The following is a 14,434-nucleotide window of genomic DNA, read 5'->3' as shown; positions in this document are numbered from 1 at the left end:
CGCCTTTACGTCATCCCCGCCGGCCGATCCTTCACGCGCTTGACCACCGTCACGCTGCGCACGCCGTCGAGTTCCTGCAGCTTGTCCGGATAGGTCGCGATATCCTGCGACGACACCTTGCTGAGCAAGATCGACAATTCGTCGATCCCCTCAGGAGCGCGACTCTCCACCAGAAATCGCTTCACCTGGCTGGGACGCAGTGTCAGCGCCTCACGCAGCAGCTCCGGCGTCAGCGCGTTGTTCTCGACTCCAACCTTCAGCATGCAGGTCTGGTTGCGCGAGCGATAGGCTTCCTCGAGCGGCTTCATGCCGGCGAGGATGAGCAGGATGATCACCGTGGACGCGCCCGCTGCGAGATAGAGCCCGCCGCCGACGGCGAGCCCGATTGCCGCCACGGTCCAGATGCTCGCCGCCGTCGTCAGACCCTTGACGATCTCGCCGCGCACAAGGATCGCCCCCGCGCCGAGAAAGCCGATTCCCGACACAACCTGCGCCGCGATACGCGAGGGATCGAGAACGACGTGATCATGCGTGAGGATGTTGGTGAAGCCATATTGCGAAACCAGCATCACCAGGCATGAGCCGACGCAGACCAGCATATGGGTGCGGATACCCGCCGCCCATAACAGCCGCTCGCGCTCGAAGCCGATCAGGCTGCCCAGCGCAGCCGCAGAGAGCAGGCGGATCATCATTTCTGTGTCGGATAGCATCGGCGCAGCTCCTGTCCCGCGCGTCTCGCATTTGCGCGAGGGAGCAGGTTAGTCGTCCGCGACACATTGTCCAACGTGATCAGGCGTGGACGAGTACCCCAAAAAGAAATCCCTCCGCGAGGGAGGGATTTCATAACCGATCGCAATTGGCTGAAACTTACGCATACCTTCCGTGGCAATGCTTGAACTTCTTGCCCGATCCACACGGGCAATCCTCATTGCGGCCAATCTTGCCCCAGGTCTCCGGATTGTTCGGATCGCGCTGCGCGGCGGGCACCACGGCGGCACCGGGGCCTGCCAGTGCGGCATTGGCATAGGCCATCTCGTCTTCGCCGGTGTTCGGGTCGAGCTTGTGGGCTTCCATCGGCGGCAGCTCGGGCTGCTGCTCCGGCGGCACGATCTCGACGCGCATCAACTGCGCCGTCACGGCTTCGCGCATGTTCGAGATCAGCGCCTCGAACAGGTTGAACGCTTCCGCCTTGTATTCCTGCAGCGGATCGCGCTGGCCGTAGCCGCGCAGGCCGATGACCTGGCGCAGGTGATCCAGCATCACCAGATGCTCGCGCCACAGATGATCCAGCGTCTGCAGCAGAATGGTCTTCTCGACGTAACGCATCACGTCGGGGCCCCACTGGGCGACCTTCGCCGCCATGTGCTCGTCGGCCTTCTGCTCGATGCGGCTGAGGATTTCCTCATCCGCGATGCCTTCTTCCTTCGCCCATTCATCGACGGGCAAATCGAGGTCGAGCACGCGCTTGAGCTCTTCCTTCAGGCCGGCCACGTCCCACTGCTCGGCATACTGGTTTTCCGGCACATGCTTGACGACGAGCTCCTCGACGAAAGCGTGGCGCATGTCGCTCACGGTCTCGGCGACGCTCTCGTTCTGCATCAGGTCGATGCGCTGCTCGAAGATGACCTTGCGCTGGTCGTTCTGAACGTCGTCATATTTCAGCAGGTTCTTGCGGATGTCGAAGTTGCGCGCCTCGACCTTCTGCTGTGCCTTTTCTAGCGCCTTGTTGATCCATGGATGGATGATCGCCTCGCCTTCCTTCAGGCCGAGGCGGGTCAGCATGGTGTCGAGCCGATCCGATCCGAAGATGCGCATCAGGTCGTCTTCCAGCGACAGATAGAATTTCGAGCGGCCAGGGTCGCCCTGACGGCCGGAGCGGCCGCGCAGCTGGTTATCGATGCGGCGGCTCTCATGGCGTTCGGAGCCGATGATGTAGAGGCCGCCTGGCTTCTCGACGGTCTTTGCGGCCTTGCTGCCCTTCGCCGGTTCGATCTCGACGATCTCTTTGGCGTTCAGCACGGCTTCGCGGAATTTCTCGATCTCGGCCTTGATCTCGGCGATCTTGGCAGCCTTGGCGGCTTCGTCCTCGATGCCCGCGGTCTCGACCTGCGTGCGCATTTCGAGCGAGCCGCCGAGTTTGATGTCGGTGCCGCGGCCGGCCATGTTGGTGGCGATGGTGATGGCGCCGGGGACGCCGGCTTCGGCGACGATATAGGCTTCCTGTTCGTGGAAGCGCGCATTCAGCACCGCAAACAGCTTGGCCGGCTTGCCCGAACGCGCCGCGGCATAGAGCTTGTCCATGCCCTTGGGATCGGCGAAGTCGATCATCTTGTAGCCGTTCTTGAGCAGGAAGTCGGCGAGAACTTCCGACTTCTCGATCGAGGCGGTACCCACCAGCACCGGCTGCATGCGCGCATTGGCGCGCTGAATCTCGGCCAGGATCGCGGCGTTCTTCTCGCCGTGGGTGCGGTAGACTTCGTCGTCCTCGTCGAGACGGTTGATGCCGATATTGGTCGGCACTTCGACGACTTCGAGCTTGTAGATGTCGAACAGTTCGTCCGCTTCCGTCAGCGCCGTACCGGTCATACCGGCGAGCTTGCTGTACATGCGGAAATAGTTCTGGAAGGTGATCGAAGCCAGCGTCTGGTTTTCCGGCTGGACGGTCACATGTTCCTTGGCTTCCAGCGCCTGGTGCAGGCCTTCCGAATAACGGCGGCCCTGCATCATGCGGCCGGTGAATTCGTCGATGATCACCACCTCGTCGTCGCGGACGATGTAGTCCTTGTCGCGGGTGAACAGCGAATGGGCGCGCAGCGCCTGATTGACGTGGTGCACGACGGAGACGTTCTCGACGTCGTACAGGTTCTCGCCCTTGAGCTGACCGGCGTCGCGCAGCAGGGTCTCGATCTTCTCCATGCCGGCTTCGGTCAGTGTCACCGTGCGCTGCTTTTCGTCGACCTCGAAGTCGACCTTCTTCTCGAGCGAGGGCAGGAAGGTGTCGATGGTGTTGTAGAATTCCGAACGGTCGTCGAGCGGACCGGAGATGATCAGCGGCGTACGGGCTTCGTCGATCAGGATCGAGTCGACTTCGTCGACGATCGCAAAATTGTGCCCGCGCTGGACCATGTCCTCCAGCCGGTACTTCATGTTGTCGCGCAGATAGTCGAAGCCGTATTCGTTATTGGTGCCGTAGGTGATATCGCAGGCATAGGCCGCCTGGCGCTCGGCGTCGTCGAGGCCGTGCACGATCACGCCGGTGGTGAGGCCGAGGAAGCCGTAAATCTGGCCCATCCAGCCGCTGTCGCGCTTGGCCAGGTAGTCGTTGACGGTGACGACGTGGACGCCCTTGCCGGCGAGTGCGTTGAGATAGACGGCGAGGGTGGCGACGAGGGTCTTGCCTTCGCCGGTCTTCATTTCGGCGATGTCGCCTTCATGCAGGACCATGCCGCCGATCAGCTGCACGTCGAAATGGCGCTGGCCGAGGGTGCGCTTGGCGGCTTCGCGCACGGTGGCGAAAGCGGGCACCAGAATGTCGTCGAGGCTCTTGCCGGCTTCGATCTGAGCCTTGAACTCCGCGGTGCGGGCTTTCAGCGCCTCGTCGGACAGTACGGCAATTTCGGCTTCCATCGCATTGATGGCAGCGACGCGCGACTGATACGTCTTGATGCGGCGGTCGTTGGCGGAGCCGAAGAGCTTGCGGGCGAGCGCGCCGATCATCACGAAATCCTGTCTTCTCGATGCGGCCTTGGGAGCCGTGGAATGGGTCAGCAGATCGCCAGTCTTGTGCGGCGCATCGCCTGCCGGCGCTAACGCCGTCGGGTGATAGGTGGAGGTCGGGCGATCAGGGGTTCAAATGACCACGGCGCAGCCGAAATCGCACCTTCGCCACCGGCCCGGTCGGGGAGAGATATGGGGCGTCCGGGGGATGTCAACGGCGGCAAGGTGTCAAGGATTTCATGATTTTGACAGAGTTTTCGCGTTGCCAAGTTGAGTTGTTTGGGAGAGTGTCCCGCCGTCCCAACAGGCACCTTCAGATTGAGGAATTTCCGATGACCTTCGTATCGCCCGCCCAGAAGCCGGGCCAGCGCCCCGGCCTGACCCTGGCCTCGCTCACCGGCGCTGTTGCGGTGGCGTTCCTGTCCAGTTTCCCGGTTTACGCGCAGGATGCGAACCCGGTTCTGGCAAAGGTCAACGGCCAGGAAATCCGCCAGAGCGACGTTACGATCGCCGAGGAAGAGCTCGGGCCGAGCCTTGCCCAGATGGACCCATCGACCCGCAAGGACAATGTCCTGTCGTTCCTGATCGACATGAAGATCGTCGCCAAGGCGGCCGAGGACAAAAAGGTTGCCGATCGCGAGGAGTTCAAATCCAAGCTCGCCTTCGCCCGCAACCGCCTGCTGATGGACAGCCTGCTCGGTTCGGAAGGCAAGGAATCGCTGACCGACGCGAACATGAAGAAGGTCTATGAGGACGCCGCCAAGCAGATTTCCGGCGAGCAGGAAGTCCACGCTCGCCACATCCTGGTGGAGAGCGAGGACGAGGCCAAGAAGATCGCCGAGGAGCTGAAGAAGGGCGCGAATTTTGCTGAACTCGCGAAGAAGTCGTCGAAGGATCCAGGTGCGGCCGATGGTGGCGACCTCGGCTTCTTCACCAAGGACCAGATGGTGCCGGAATTCTCCAAGGTCGCCTTCGAGCTGGAGCCGGGCAAGATTTCGGACCCGGTGAAGTCGCAGTTCGGCTGGCACATCATCAAGGTCGAGGAAAAGCGCAACCGCCAGGCGCCGTCGTTCGATCAGGTGAAGCCGCAGATCGAGCAGTATGTGGTGCGCAAGGCGCAGGCCGATTACGTCACCAAGCTCCGCGAAGCCGCCAAGGTGGAGCGCCTCGATCAGGCTGCTGCTCCGGCCGCCCCAGCCGCGAAGGATGCACCGAAGCCCGCCGACACCAAGATGGCGCCTCCGGCGAAGAAGTAAGCGCTCTGATGTAGCCCGGATGCAGCGCAGCGAAATCCGGGGATGTCGAATGTGCTGAAACGCCGGTCCCCGGATTACGCTTCGCTCCATCCGGGCTACGCACTGCCGAAACGCGAAAGCCCGCCGAAAGGCGGGCTTTTTGCTGCGGGCATTGAAAAGAACGAAGCGGTTGGGGCATCCCTCCCCCTAAGCACAGCGAAGCTGTGCGGGGTGGGGAGGGTGGCCGCGCGAAGTGCGGACGGGTGGGGGTGCGCCACGTGACGTCAGAGTGTGGGGAGGCGCCCCACCCGTCACGTCGCTCGCAAGGGCTCGCTCCGCGCCACCCTCCCCACGGCGCCGCTGCGCGGCTTGGGGAGGGAGAAGATGTCAGCCTATCTTGCGGCCGATATCCAGAAACTTCTGCCGGCGCTGCTGGCGCACCGCTGCGGCGTCCATGCCGCTGAGATCCTTCAGCGCCTGCGCGATCGCATCGCCGGTCGTGGCGATCATCGCCGCGGGATCGCGATGGGCGCCACCCGCAGGCTCCTTCAGTACGCTGTCCACCACGCCGAAGCGCAGCAGGTCCTGCGCGGTGATCTTCATGTTGGTCGCAGCTTCCTGCGCCTTCGATGAATCGCGCCACAGGATCGAGGAGGCGGCTTCCGGCGAGATCACGCTGTAGATCGCGTGTTCCAGCATCAGCACCTTGTTGGCGGTGGCGATCGCGATGGCGCCGCCTGAACCGCCTTCGCCGATGATGACGGCGACATTGGGTACACCGAGCGCGAGGCACGCATCGGTTGAGCGCGCGATGGCTTCCGCCTGGCCGCGCTCTTCGGCGCCGATGCCGGGATAGGCGCCGGCGGTGTCCACCAGCGACAGCACGGGCAGGCCGAAGCGATCGGCCATCTCCATCAGGCGCACCGCCTTGCGGTAGCCTTCGGGGCGGGCCATGCCGAAATTGTGCTTGAGACGGGTCTCGGTGGTCGAGCCCTTTTCCTGACCCAACACACACACCGCCTCGCCGCGAAAACGGCCGAAACCGGCGATCAGCGCTTCGTCCTCGCCGAACTTGCGGTCACCTGCGAGCGGGGTGAATTCGGTGATCAGCGAGTCGATGTAGTTGACGCAATGCGGACGCTGCGGATGGCGCGCGACCTGGGTCTTTTGCCATGGCGTCAGGTTGGCATAGAGCTCGTGCAAGGCGGCGACCGCCTTGTCCTCGATGCGGACGATCTCCTCGCCGATATCGCTGCCGCCGGCAGCCAGCACGCGCAATTCGTCGATCTTGGAATCAAGCTCGGCGACCGGCTTTTCGAAGTCGAGATAGCTGCGCATGGGATCGGACATTCATTCAATATGGGGAGAAGTGACGGCGGGCGAAACTGCCGTGGCAGGCTTTTCGGGTCAAACCATGGCCGGAGTCAAGCGAACAGGGTTTCTTTTCGTTGATAAATCAAAGGGTTGATTTTTGGTTGCCAGACCTTTGGGGGTCTTGCGACGCATTGCGCCGGCACCACCACCAGACAGCGGCGCCGAGGATGATCGCCAGCACGACCACCACCAACACGCTGTAATGCTTAGCCTTGTGTTCCAGCCCGGCGAGACCACCGACATGTTCGAGGAACGAAACCGCGAAAACGGCCGGCAGCACATGGGCCGGTGCCCAGATGATCGCGGCCGGGATGTTCGCCGGATAGAATTTTGCGGGTGGCATGCCGAGCGCGCCTGATGTCACCGGCACGAAGGCCCGGATCGGCGGCACGAAGCGGGCGAGGAACACTGCCAGCGCGCCGAAACGCGCGAAGAAGGCTTCGCTCTGTGCGATCACGCCGGGATAGTTTTTCAGCGGCCAGATCTGCAGAATGTCGCGCTGCCGGACATGGCCGATCCAGTAGGCCGCGCCATCGCCGAGAATGGCGCCCAGGATCGCTGCCGCCAGTACCGGCACCAGCTTGAGATCGCCAGCGGGGATCAGCGCCGACAGCGCCAGGATCAGCGTGGTGCCCGGAATGAAGGTGCCGAGCACCGGCACGGCCTCCAGCAGCGCCGCCAGGAACACGGTGAGATAGCCAAGCCAGGCATGAGCGGCGACAAATTGCGTGATGGCATCGATGAAGTGGTGCACGAAAATCCTATCTGGCTGGGTGGCTGCAGATTACCTCAACGAATAGCAGCAGTTTGAGCATCGCCCAATTCGCAGGGCAGGGCTCCAAAAACCGCTGTTAGACCCTATCTATATGATTACATTTTGGAACTTTGCCGTTCGCTTTGACGTTCCCTTGGGCTTTGTCCGGCCGCGGCTCTCTGCTACGTTCCGCAAAGCACCCCATCCGCAGCCAAACTGAAAGACTGGTTTCGGCATTCCCGGGACCACGGAGGATCGATGACCGCCGCCATGACGAAAGCGCAAGAACAGTCCGCAGAAGCGTTGACCGGCATTCCCGACATCAAAGTGTCGGTGCGCAAGGTATTCGGCATCGATTCCGACCTGGAAGTGCCGGCCTTCTCCAAGACCGACCCGCATGTGCCGGATGCCGACCCCGATTACCGCTTCGACCGCGCCACCACGCTGGCCATTCTCGCCGGCTTTGCCCGCAACCGCCGCGTGATGGTCACCGGCTTCCACGGCACCGGCAAGTCGACCCATATCGAGCAGGTCGCCGCCCGCCTGAACTGGCCCTGCGTGCGCGTTAATCTGGACAGCCACATCAGCCGTATCGACCTCGTCGGCAAGGACTCCATCGTGGTCCGCGACGGCAAGCAGGTCACTGAATTCCGTGACGGCATCCTGCCCTGGGCGCTGCAGCACAATGTTGCGCTGGTGTTCGACGAATACGACGCCGGTCGCCCGGACGTGATGTTCGTGATTCAGCGCGTGCTGGAAGTCGCCGGTCGCCTGACCCTGCTCGACCAGAACAAGGTCATCAAGCCGCATCCGGCCTTCCGCCTGTTCGCCACCGCCAACACGGTCGGCCTCGGCGACACGTCGGGCCTCTATCACGGCACCCAGCAGATCAATCAGGGCCAGATGGACCGCTGGTCGATCGTCACCACGCTGAACTATCTCGCCCATGACGAGGAAGTCGAGATCGTGCTGGCCAAGGCCAAGCACTATCAGACCGCCGAGGGCAAGGACATCGTCAACAAGATGGTGCGCCTCGCCGACCTCACGCGTAACGCCTTCGCCAATGGCGATCTCTCCACGGTGATGAGCCCGCGTACGGTGATCACCTGGGCCGAGAACTCGGACATCTTCGGCGATATAGGCTTCGCCTTCCGCGTCACGTTCCTGAACAAGTGCGATGAACTCGAGCGCCCGCTGGTCGCCGAATTCTATCAGCGCTGCTTCAATGCCGAGCTGCCGGAAAGCTCGGTGAATGTGGCGCTGACGTAACGACTTTCTTCCTTCTCCCCTTGTGGGAGAAGGTGCCTCCGCGAAGCGGAGGCGGATGAGGGGTACGGCTAGGCTCCGAGCCTGTGGTTACCCTCACCCGTCTCGACCGCTGCGCGGTCGATCCACCCTCTCCCACAAGGGGAGAGGGAAGAAACGAGGCGCGATGAGCACGACCCCGACCAAACAATTCCGCACCGGTGCCAAGGAAGCGCCGACCGAGCCGTTCAAGCGCTCGGTTGCTTCAGCACTGCGCGCGATCGCCAAGACGCCGGAGCTGGAAGTCACTTACGCGGCCGAGAAGCCCGGCCTTGCGCCCGGCAAGGCACGGCTTCCCGAGCCAGCGCGAAAATTGAGCAAGCGCGACGCTGCCATCGTGCGCGGGCATGCGGATTCCATCGCGTTGAAGCTCGCCTGTCACGATCCAAAAGTGCATCGCAAGCTGATGCCCGGCAATCCGCAGGCGCGCTCGGTGTTCGAGGCCGTGGAGCAGGCGCGCGTTGAGGCGATCGGCTCGCGCCGCATGGCCGGCGTCGCCAAGAATCTCGGCGCCATGCTGGAAGATCACTTCCATCGCGGTAAATTCGACGAAATCACCGACCGTGCCGATGCGCCGCTGGCCGATGCGCTGGCGATGCTGGTGCGCGAGCGTCTCACCGGCCTCGCGCCGCCGCTCGCAGCGCAGAAGGTCGTCGATCTCTGGCGCCCGATCCTCGAAGAGAAGATTGGTGCGCGTCTCGACCAGCTCTCGGATATCACCGAGAACCAGGCCAAGTTCGGCGACGTCGTGCACAGCCTGCTCTCCGATCTCGAACTCGGCGAGGACCGCGACGCTCAGCCCGATGACGAGGAAAGCTCCGACGACGAGCGCCAGGGCGAGAACAATCAGGACGGCGCCGAAGGCTCGCCGGAAAGCGATGCAGCGCAGGAGATGAGCGCGGACCAGGCGCAGCAATCGTCGGAAGAGATGACCGACAGCGCCATGGAAAGCGCGCAGGCGTCGGCCTCGGATACGTTCGACGAAGATGGCGAGATGGGCGACGAGGATACGCCCGGCGAAGCCACGCGCCCGAATTCGCGCGGGGCAAACGAACGCCTCGGTCCGGAATATCATGCCTTCGCGCCGAAATATGACGAAGTCATCGCCGCCGAAGACCTCTGCGACCATGACGAGCTGGAGCGCCTGCGCGCTTATCTCGACAAGCAGCTCGCGCATCTGCAGGGCGTGGTCGCGCGCCTTGCCAATCGCCTGCAGCGCAAGCTGATGGCGCAGCAGAACCGCGCCTGGGATTTCGATCTCGAGGAAGGCATCCTCGATCCCGCGCGCCTGTCGCGCGTGGTCACCGATCCGTTCTCGCCGCTGTCCTTCATGCACGAGAAGGAAGCGACCTTCCGCGATACGGTCGTCACGCTGCTGCTGGATAATTCCGGCTCGATGCGTGGCCGCCCGATCACCGTGGCTGCCACCTGCGCCGATATTCTCGCACGCACGCTGGAGCGTTGCGGCGTCAAGGTCGAGATCCTAGGCTTCACCACGCGGGCGTGGAAGGGCGGGCAGTCGCGCGAGGCGTGGCTTGCCGCCGGCAAGCCGGCCAATCCCGGCCGCCTCAACGATCTCCGCCACATCATCTACAAGTCCGCCGATGCTCCCTGGCGCCGTGCGCGCAAGAACCTGGGCCTGATGATGCGCGAGGGTCTCCTGAAGGAGAACATCGACGGCGAAGCGCTCGACTGGGCGCATAAGCGCCTGCTCGGCCGCCCCGAGCAGCGCAAGATCCTGATGATGATCTCCGATGGTGCGCCGGTGGATGACAGCACGTTGTCGGTGAACCCCGGCAATTATCTGGAGCGCCATCTCCGCCATATCATCGAGGAGATCGAGACCCGCTCTCCGGTGGAGCTGATCGCCATCGGCATCGGTCACGACGTCACGCGCTACTATCGTCGCGCCGTGACCATCGTCGATGCCGAAGAACTCGGCGGTGCCATCACTGAAAAGCTGGCCGAGCTGTTCAGCGAGACGAATGGTCCCGCGCCAAGCCACGGCAGACGGCGTAAGGTGCATTGACACCATGCACGCCGCCCTCATCCTGAGGAGCCGCGAAGCGGCGTCTCGAAGGATGGCCGAGCACTCCATTCATGGTTCGAGACGCGCGCTTTGCGCGCTCCTCACCATGAGGGCGGAGTTTGTCTCGCGGTGAATTCCTTGAAGCTCATGCTCACCCGCCGCTCCATCCTCGCCTCGCTCGCCGCCACCGCGGCGATTCCGGCGCTTGCGCGCGCGCAGAGCGTTCCCGTTCCTGCGCCAGCGTCCGCCAAAGCCGCGGAAAAGATCACCATCGATGCCCGCCCGGTGCCGGCTTTCGATACGCGCGATCCTCAGCAAACGCGGTTCGGATCCCTGCAATATCGCAGCGGCCTCGTCCTCACGTCGAAGTTTCGCGATTTCGGCGGCATCTCCGCGTTGCGGCTCGATGATAAAGGCGAGCGCTTTGTCGCGTTGAGCGATAAAGGCATGTGGTTCACGGGCAAGATCGCCTATGTCGGCGCCGGCATGGCGGGCATCGTCGATGCCGAAGCCGCGCCCATTCTGGGCGCTGACGGAAAGCCGTTGGAAGCGCGTGGTTGGTTCGATTCTGAATCCCTCGCGCTGGAAGGCGGCGTTGCCTATGTCGGCTTCGAGCGCGTGCATCAGATCGTGAAATTCGATTTCGGCCGCGACGGTGTGTTTGCGCGGGGCGAGCCGATCCCGCAGCCGGTCGGCATGCGCAAGCTGCCCGACAACAAAAGCCTGGAGTCGCTGGTTCTCGTCTCCAAAGAAAAATTCAAGTCCACGCCGCTGGCCGGCATGCTGCTGGCGATTTCCGAACGCGGCCTGGACAGCGCCGGAAATATTCAGTGCTGGATCATTGGCGGCAAGGCGCCGGCGACATTCAGCATCCGTCGCACGCTGAAATACGACATCAGCGACGCGGCGCTGTTGCCCTCCGGCGATCTGCTCTTGCTGGAACGGAAATTCTCGCTGTTCGGTGACACCGGCATCCGCATCCGCCGTGTCCCGCTGGCCTCGGTGGCGCCGAATGCGGTGGTCGATGGCCCGAATATTCTCGAAGCCGATCTCGGCCATGAGATCGATAATTTCGAAGGCATCGATGTGCACACGGCCGACAATGGCGATACCGTGCTGACGCTGATTTCAGACAACAATTTCTCAATGCTGCAACGAACGTTGTTGATGCAGTTTACGTTGCTGGAATGACCGCGCGCCGCGTTCCTGTATCTAAGCCGCTGCGCCGGACGCTGTATCATTCTGAATGAGTAATTCCCGCACGACAGCGGCCGGCTTCGGCGGGCTGAACAGATAGCCTTGCATCTCGGTACATCCGAGCGCGCGGAGCAGCTCTTTCTGCGGCAGGGTCTCGACGCCTTCGGCTGTCGTCGTCATGTGCCGCGACGAGGCGATGTTCACCACCGCCTGCACGATAGATGACGATCCATGCGCCTCGGCGATGTCAGTGACGAAGCTGCGGTCGATCTTGATCTTGTCGAACGGGAAGCGCTGTAGATAGCTCAGGCTGGAATAGCCGGTGCCGAAATCGTCGAGCGCGATGCGCACGCCGATTTCGCGCAGGCCGTGAAGGATCTCCAATGCGGTCTCGTCGTCGCGGATCAGGACGGCTTCAGTGATCTCGAGTTCGAGGCGGCGTGCGGGCAGGCCGGACGCTGCGAGTGCGGAAGCGACCTTCAGCGGCAGCGATGCGCCGCGGAACTGGACCGGCGAGACGTTGACCGCGATTTTCACGGTGTCGGGCCAGTGAGCGGCCTCTTTACATGCCGTCGAGAGGACCCATTCGCCGAGTTCATTGATGGCGCCGATTTCCTCGGCGACGGGGATGAAATCGGCCGGTGAGATCATGCCGCGCTCGGGATGTCGCCAGCGCAGCAGCGCTTCGCAGCCGGTGATCGCATCGTCGCGCAGGCTGAGCAACGGCTGATAGTGAACCTCGAAGCCGCCGGCAGCGAAGTCGTCATCGGCCATGGCCTGCCGCAAGTCCAGCTCCAGCATCCGCCGTGCCTTGACCTTGGCGTCCATCTGCGGCTCGAAGAAGCGGAACGTGCGGCGCCCTTCAGCCTTGGCGCCATACATTGCTAGATCGGCATTCTTCAGGAGTTCGTCGAGATTGTTGCCGTCGCGCGGCGCCATGGCGATGCCGATGGAGGCATCGGTGAGCAGCCGGTGGCCGAGGCACTCGAATGGCTCGCGTATGGTCGCGTAGATACGCGCGACGAGATCGGTGATGTTGGCGTGGCTGTCGACGTTGGTCTGCACGATCGCGAATTCGTCGCCGCCAAGACGCGCCACGACGTCGCTGTTGCGCACGCAGGCGCGCAGGCGTCGGGCGATCTCCTTGAGCAGTGCGTCGCCGACGGGGTGGCCGAGTGAATCGTTGATGCCCTTGAACTCGTCGATGTCGATATACAGTACCGCGCATTGCGTGCCCCGCTCCACGCGCTTCAATTCGCGTTCGAGCTCGGTGCGGAAAAGCGTGCGGTTCGGCAGGTCGGTCAGCGCATCATAATGGGCGAGATGCACGATCTTCTCTTCGGCCTGTCGGCGCTCCGTGATGTCTTCATGCGTGGCGACCCAGCCGCCATCGGCGACCGGGCGTCCCCACACCATGATCGACCGGCCATCGGCGGTCTGCGCGACCTTGCTGGTGATCTTGCCGATATTGCTGATCGCGTTGGTGACATACTCATCGACGTCGCCCATGAACGATCCATTGCTCTGCCGCAGCAGGATGAGATCGCGGAACAGCATGCCCGGCGGCACGTCGTCGGGCGTGAGATGGTACATGTCGAGATAGCGCTCGTTGCGGATCACGACACGGGTCTCTGCGTCGAACAGAACCAGCCCTTGCGTCATATTGTTGATCGCAGTGTCGAGCCGGTTCTTTTCCAGCGTCAGCTCGCGTTGCGCCCGCTCATTTTGCCGGCGGATATGGCGGATGATCAGGAACAGCAGACCTGTCACGATCAGGGCAGATGCGGCAGCGAGAATAACAAGGAACCGTGTCTGGCTGCGCCAGTCGGCGAGCGCATTCTCCACGGATGTGGTCGCGATCAGGGCGATCGGAAAGTCGCGCAACAGCCGGACAGAGCCGAGACGGTCGGTGTTGTCGATCGGGCTGACCGTGCGCAGCGTCGCCGGATCATCGCTGAAGCGCAGATGCTCGAGCAGGGGGCTGCCTTTATAGACACGGCCGATATGGGAGCGGACCTGCGGGTAGCGCGCCAGCAATGTCCCGTTGCGATGGAACATGGAAACGGTGGCATTTTCGCCCAGTGAAACCGATGCAAAAAAGCGTTCGAGCTGGAGCGGCTCGATGCCGCGGGTGATGACGCCGAAGAATTCACCCTTGGGTCCGTTGATCCGACGTGCGAACAGCGTCTTCCACTCGCCGGTAATGCGGCTCTTGATCGGCTGGACGATTTCCTCGTCTCGGAACGCCTGCTGCTTGATGGTCTGGTAATATTCGCGGTCGGCCAGGTCGAGGTCAGGCGGCGGCCATGAGCCCGACCAGTTGATCAACCGTCCTTCGGCATCCAGCACGGTGAGGTCGCCGGCAATCTCATCATCCACCTTCGACTTCAACATCAGATGGGCTTCGTAGCCGGACATCGAATGCGTGAAGCTCTCCGGCGTCATGATGCCATTGGTCATTAGCTGCGCGGTCAGTCCCTTTTGGGTCCGCTGCAATTCCTGGAACTGCTGATCGAAATGTCGCGACAGCAGGAGAACCGTGTTTTCCAGCTCGCGGTTGGAATTCGCGATGGCGCGCTTGCGGAAATTGTTGACCGTCATCGCGGTGCCGACCGTGATGGCGACGACGAGCAGGGTGCCGACGAGGATGAGCCAGCGGATCAGATTGCGGCGCACAGGCATCGGGCCGCGTGCCGACCTCTGCGCGAGGGACGCTGCAATCTGCGCGTCATCCGTGATCTGCCCCAGCTGCACCTGCATATCCTCCCCGTCAAGGATATGGATACCAGTAGAGAGGTAGAAGCCAGGTTAGCGAGTCAGGTG

The 14,434-nt window shown here is 62.7% G+C and carries 9 protein-coding genes; 4 read left to right on the top strand and 5 right to left on the bottom strand.

Translation table 11 applies throughout. The features are described from left to right. Nucleotides 1–5: 5 nt before the first annotated feature. Together RPMA_RS26020 and secA are read right to left on the bottom strand one after the other, a co-directional pair. Complete coding sequence (locus RPMA_RS26020) at nt 6–710, bottom strand: MgtC/SapB family protein (RefSeq protein ID WP_211910547.1); 705 nt, start codon at nt 708–710, stop codon at nt 6–8. Between the two features lie 157 nt (nt 711–867). After that, nucleotides 868–3,717 carry a preprotein translocase subunit SecA gene (secA, locus tag RPMA_RS26015; RefSeq protein WP_211910545.1) on the bottom strand — a complete coding sequence of 950 codons (2,850 nt, stop codon included), beginning with the start codon at nt 3,715–3,717 and terminating at the stop codon, nt 868–870. Between the two features lie 332 nt (nt 3,718–4,049). On the opposite strand from secA, the gene RPMA_RS26010 reads away from it, so the two are divergent. After that, nucleotides 4,050–4,973 (top strand): peptidylprolyl isomerase, encoded by a 924-nt coding sequence (locus RPMA_RS26010; RefSeq protein WP_211910538.1) that lies wholly within the window; start codon nt 4,050–4,052, stop codon nt 4,971–4,973. Between the two features lie 366 nt (nt 4,974–5,339). Here RPMA_RS26010 and RPMA_RS26005 read toward each other — a convergent pair whose 3' ends face one another. Both RPMA_RS26005 and RPMA_RS26000 read right to left on the bottom strand, forming a co-directional pair. After that, nucleotides 5,340–6,302, bottom strand: a complete 963-nt coding sequence (locus RPMA_RS26005) for an acetyl-CoA carboxylase carboxyltransferase subunit alpha (RefSeq protein ID WP_211910537.1) — start codon at nt 6,300–6,302, stop codon at nt 5,340–5,342. Nucleotides 6,303–6,408: 106 nt separating this feature from the next. Beyond that, nucleotides 6,409–7,080: a DedA family protein gene (locus RPMA_RS26000; RefSeq protein ID WP_211910535.1), complete on the bottom strand. Its 672-nt coding sequence runs from the start codon at nt 7,078–7,080 to the stop codon at nt 6,409–6,411. A 258-nt stretch (nt 7,081–7,338) separates the two neighbouring features. Between RPMA_RS26000 and cobS the strand changes: the two genes are divergently transcribed. From cobS to RPMA_RS25985, 3 genes are all read left to right on the top strand, one after another. Continuing rightward, entirely contained in the window at nt 7,339–8,349 is a 1,011-nt protein-coding gene (cobS, locus tag RPMA_RS25995; protein ID WP_211910533.1) for a cobaltochelatase subunit CobS, read from the top strand. A 163-nt stretch (nt 8,350–8,512) separates the two neighbouring features. Continuing rightward, on the top strand, nt 8,513–10,414 hold the full coding sequence (cobT, locus tag RPMA_RS25990; RefSeq protein ID WP_211910531.1) for a cobaltochelatase subunit CobT: 1,902 nt from the start codon (nt 8,513–8,515) through the stop codon (nt 10,412–10,414). 147 nt (nt 10,415–10,561) lie between these two features. Beyond that, complete coding sequence (locus RPMA_RS25985) at nt 10,562–11,605, top strand: esterase-like activity of phytase family protein (RefSeq protein ID WP_211913835.1); 1,044 nt, start codon at nt 10,562–10,564, stop codon at nt 11,603–11,605. Between the two features lie 21 nt (nt 11,606–11,626). Here the strand turns inward: RPMA_RS25985 and RPMA_RS25980 are convergent, their stop codons facing one another. After that, entirely contained in the window at nt 11,627–14,371 is a 2,745-nt protein-coding gene (locus RPMA_RS25980; RefSeq protein WP_249225425.1) for a bifunctional diguanylate cyclase/phosphodiesterase, read from the bottom strand. Nucleotides 14,372–14,434: the final 63 nt, after the last annotated feature.

This window comes from Tardiphaga alba (assembly GCF_018279705.1).
In the GTDB taxonomy this organism is placed as follows: domain Bacteria; phylum Pseudomonadota; class Alphaproteobacteria; order Rhizobiales; family Xanthobacteraceae; genus Tardiphaga; species Tardiphaga alba.
Note: the sequence above shows the minus strand (reverse complement) of the source record. Positions and strands in the feature narration are given on the sequence as shown.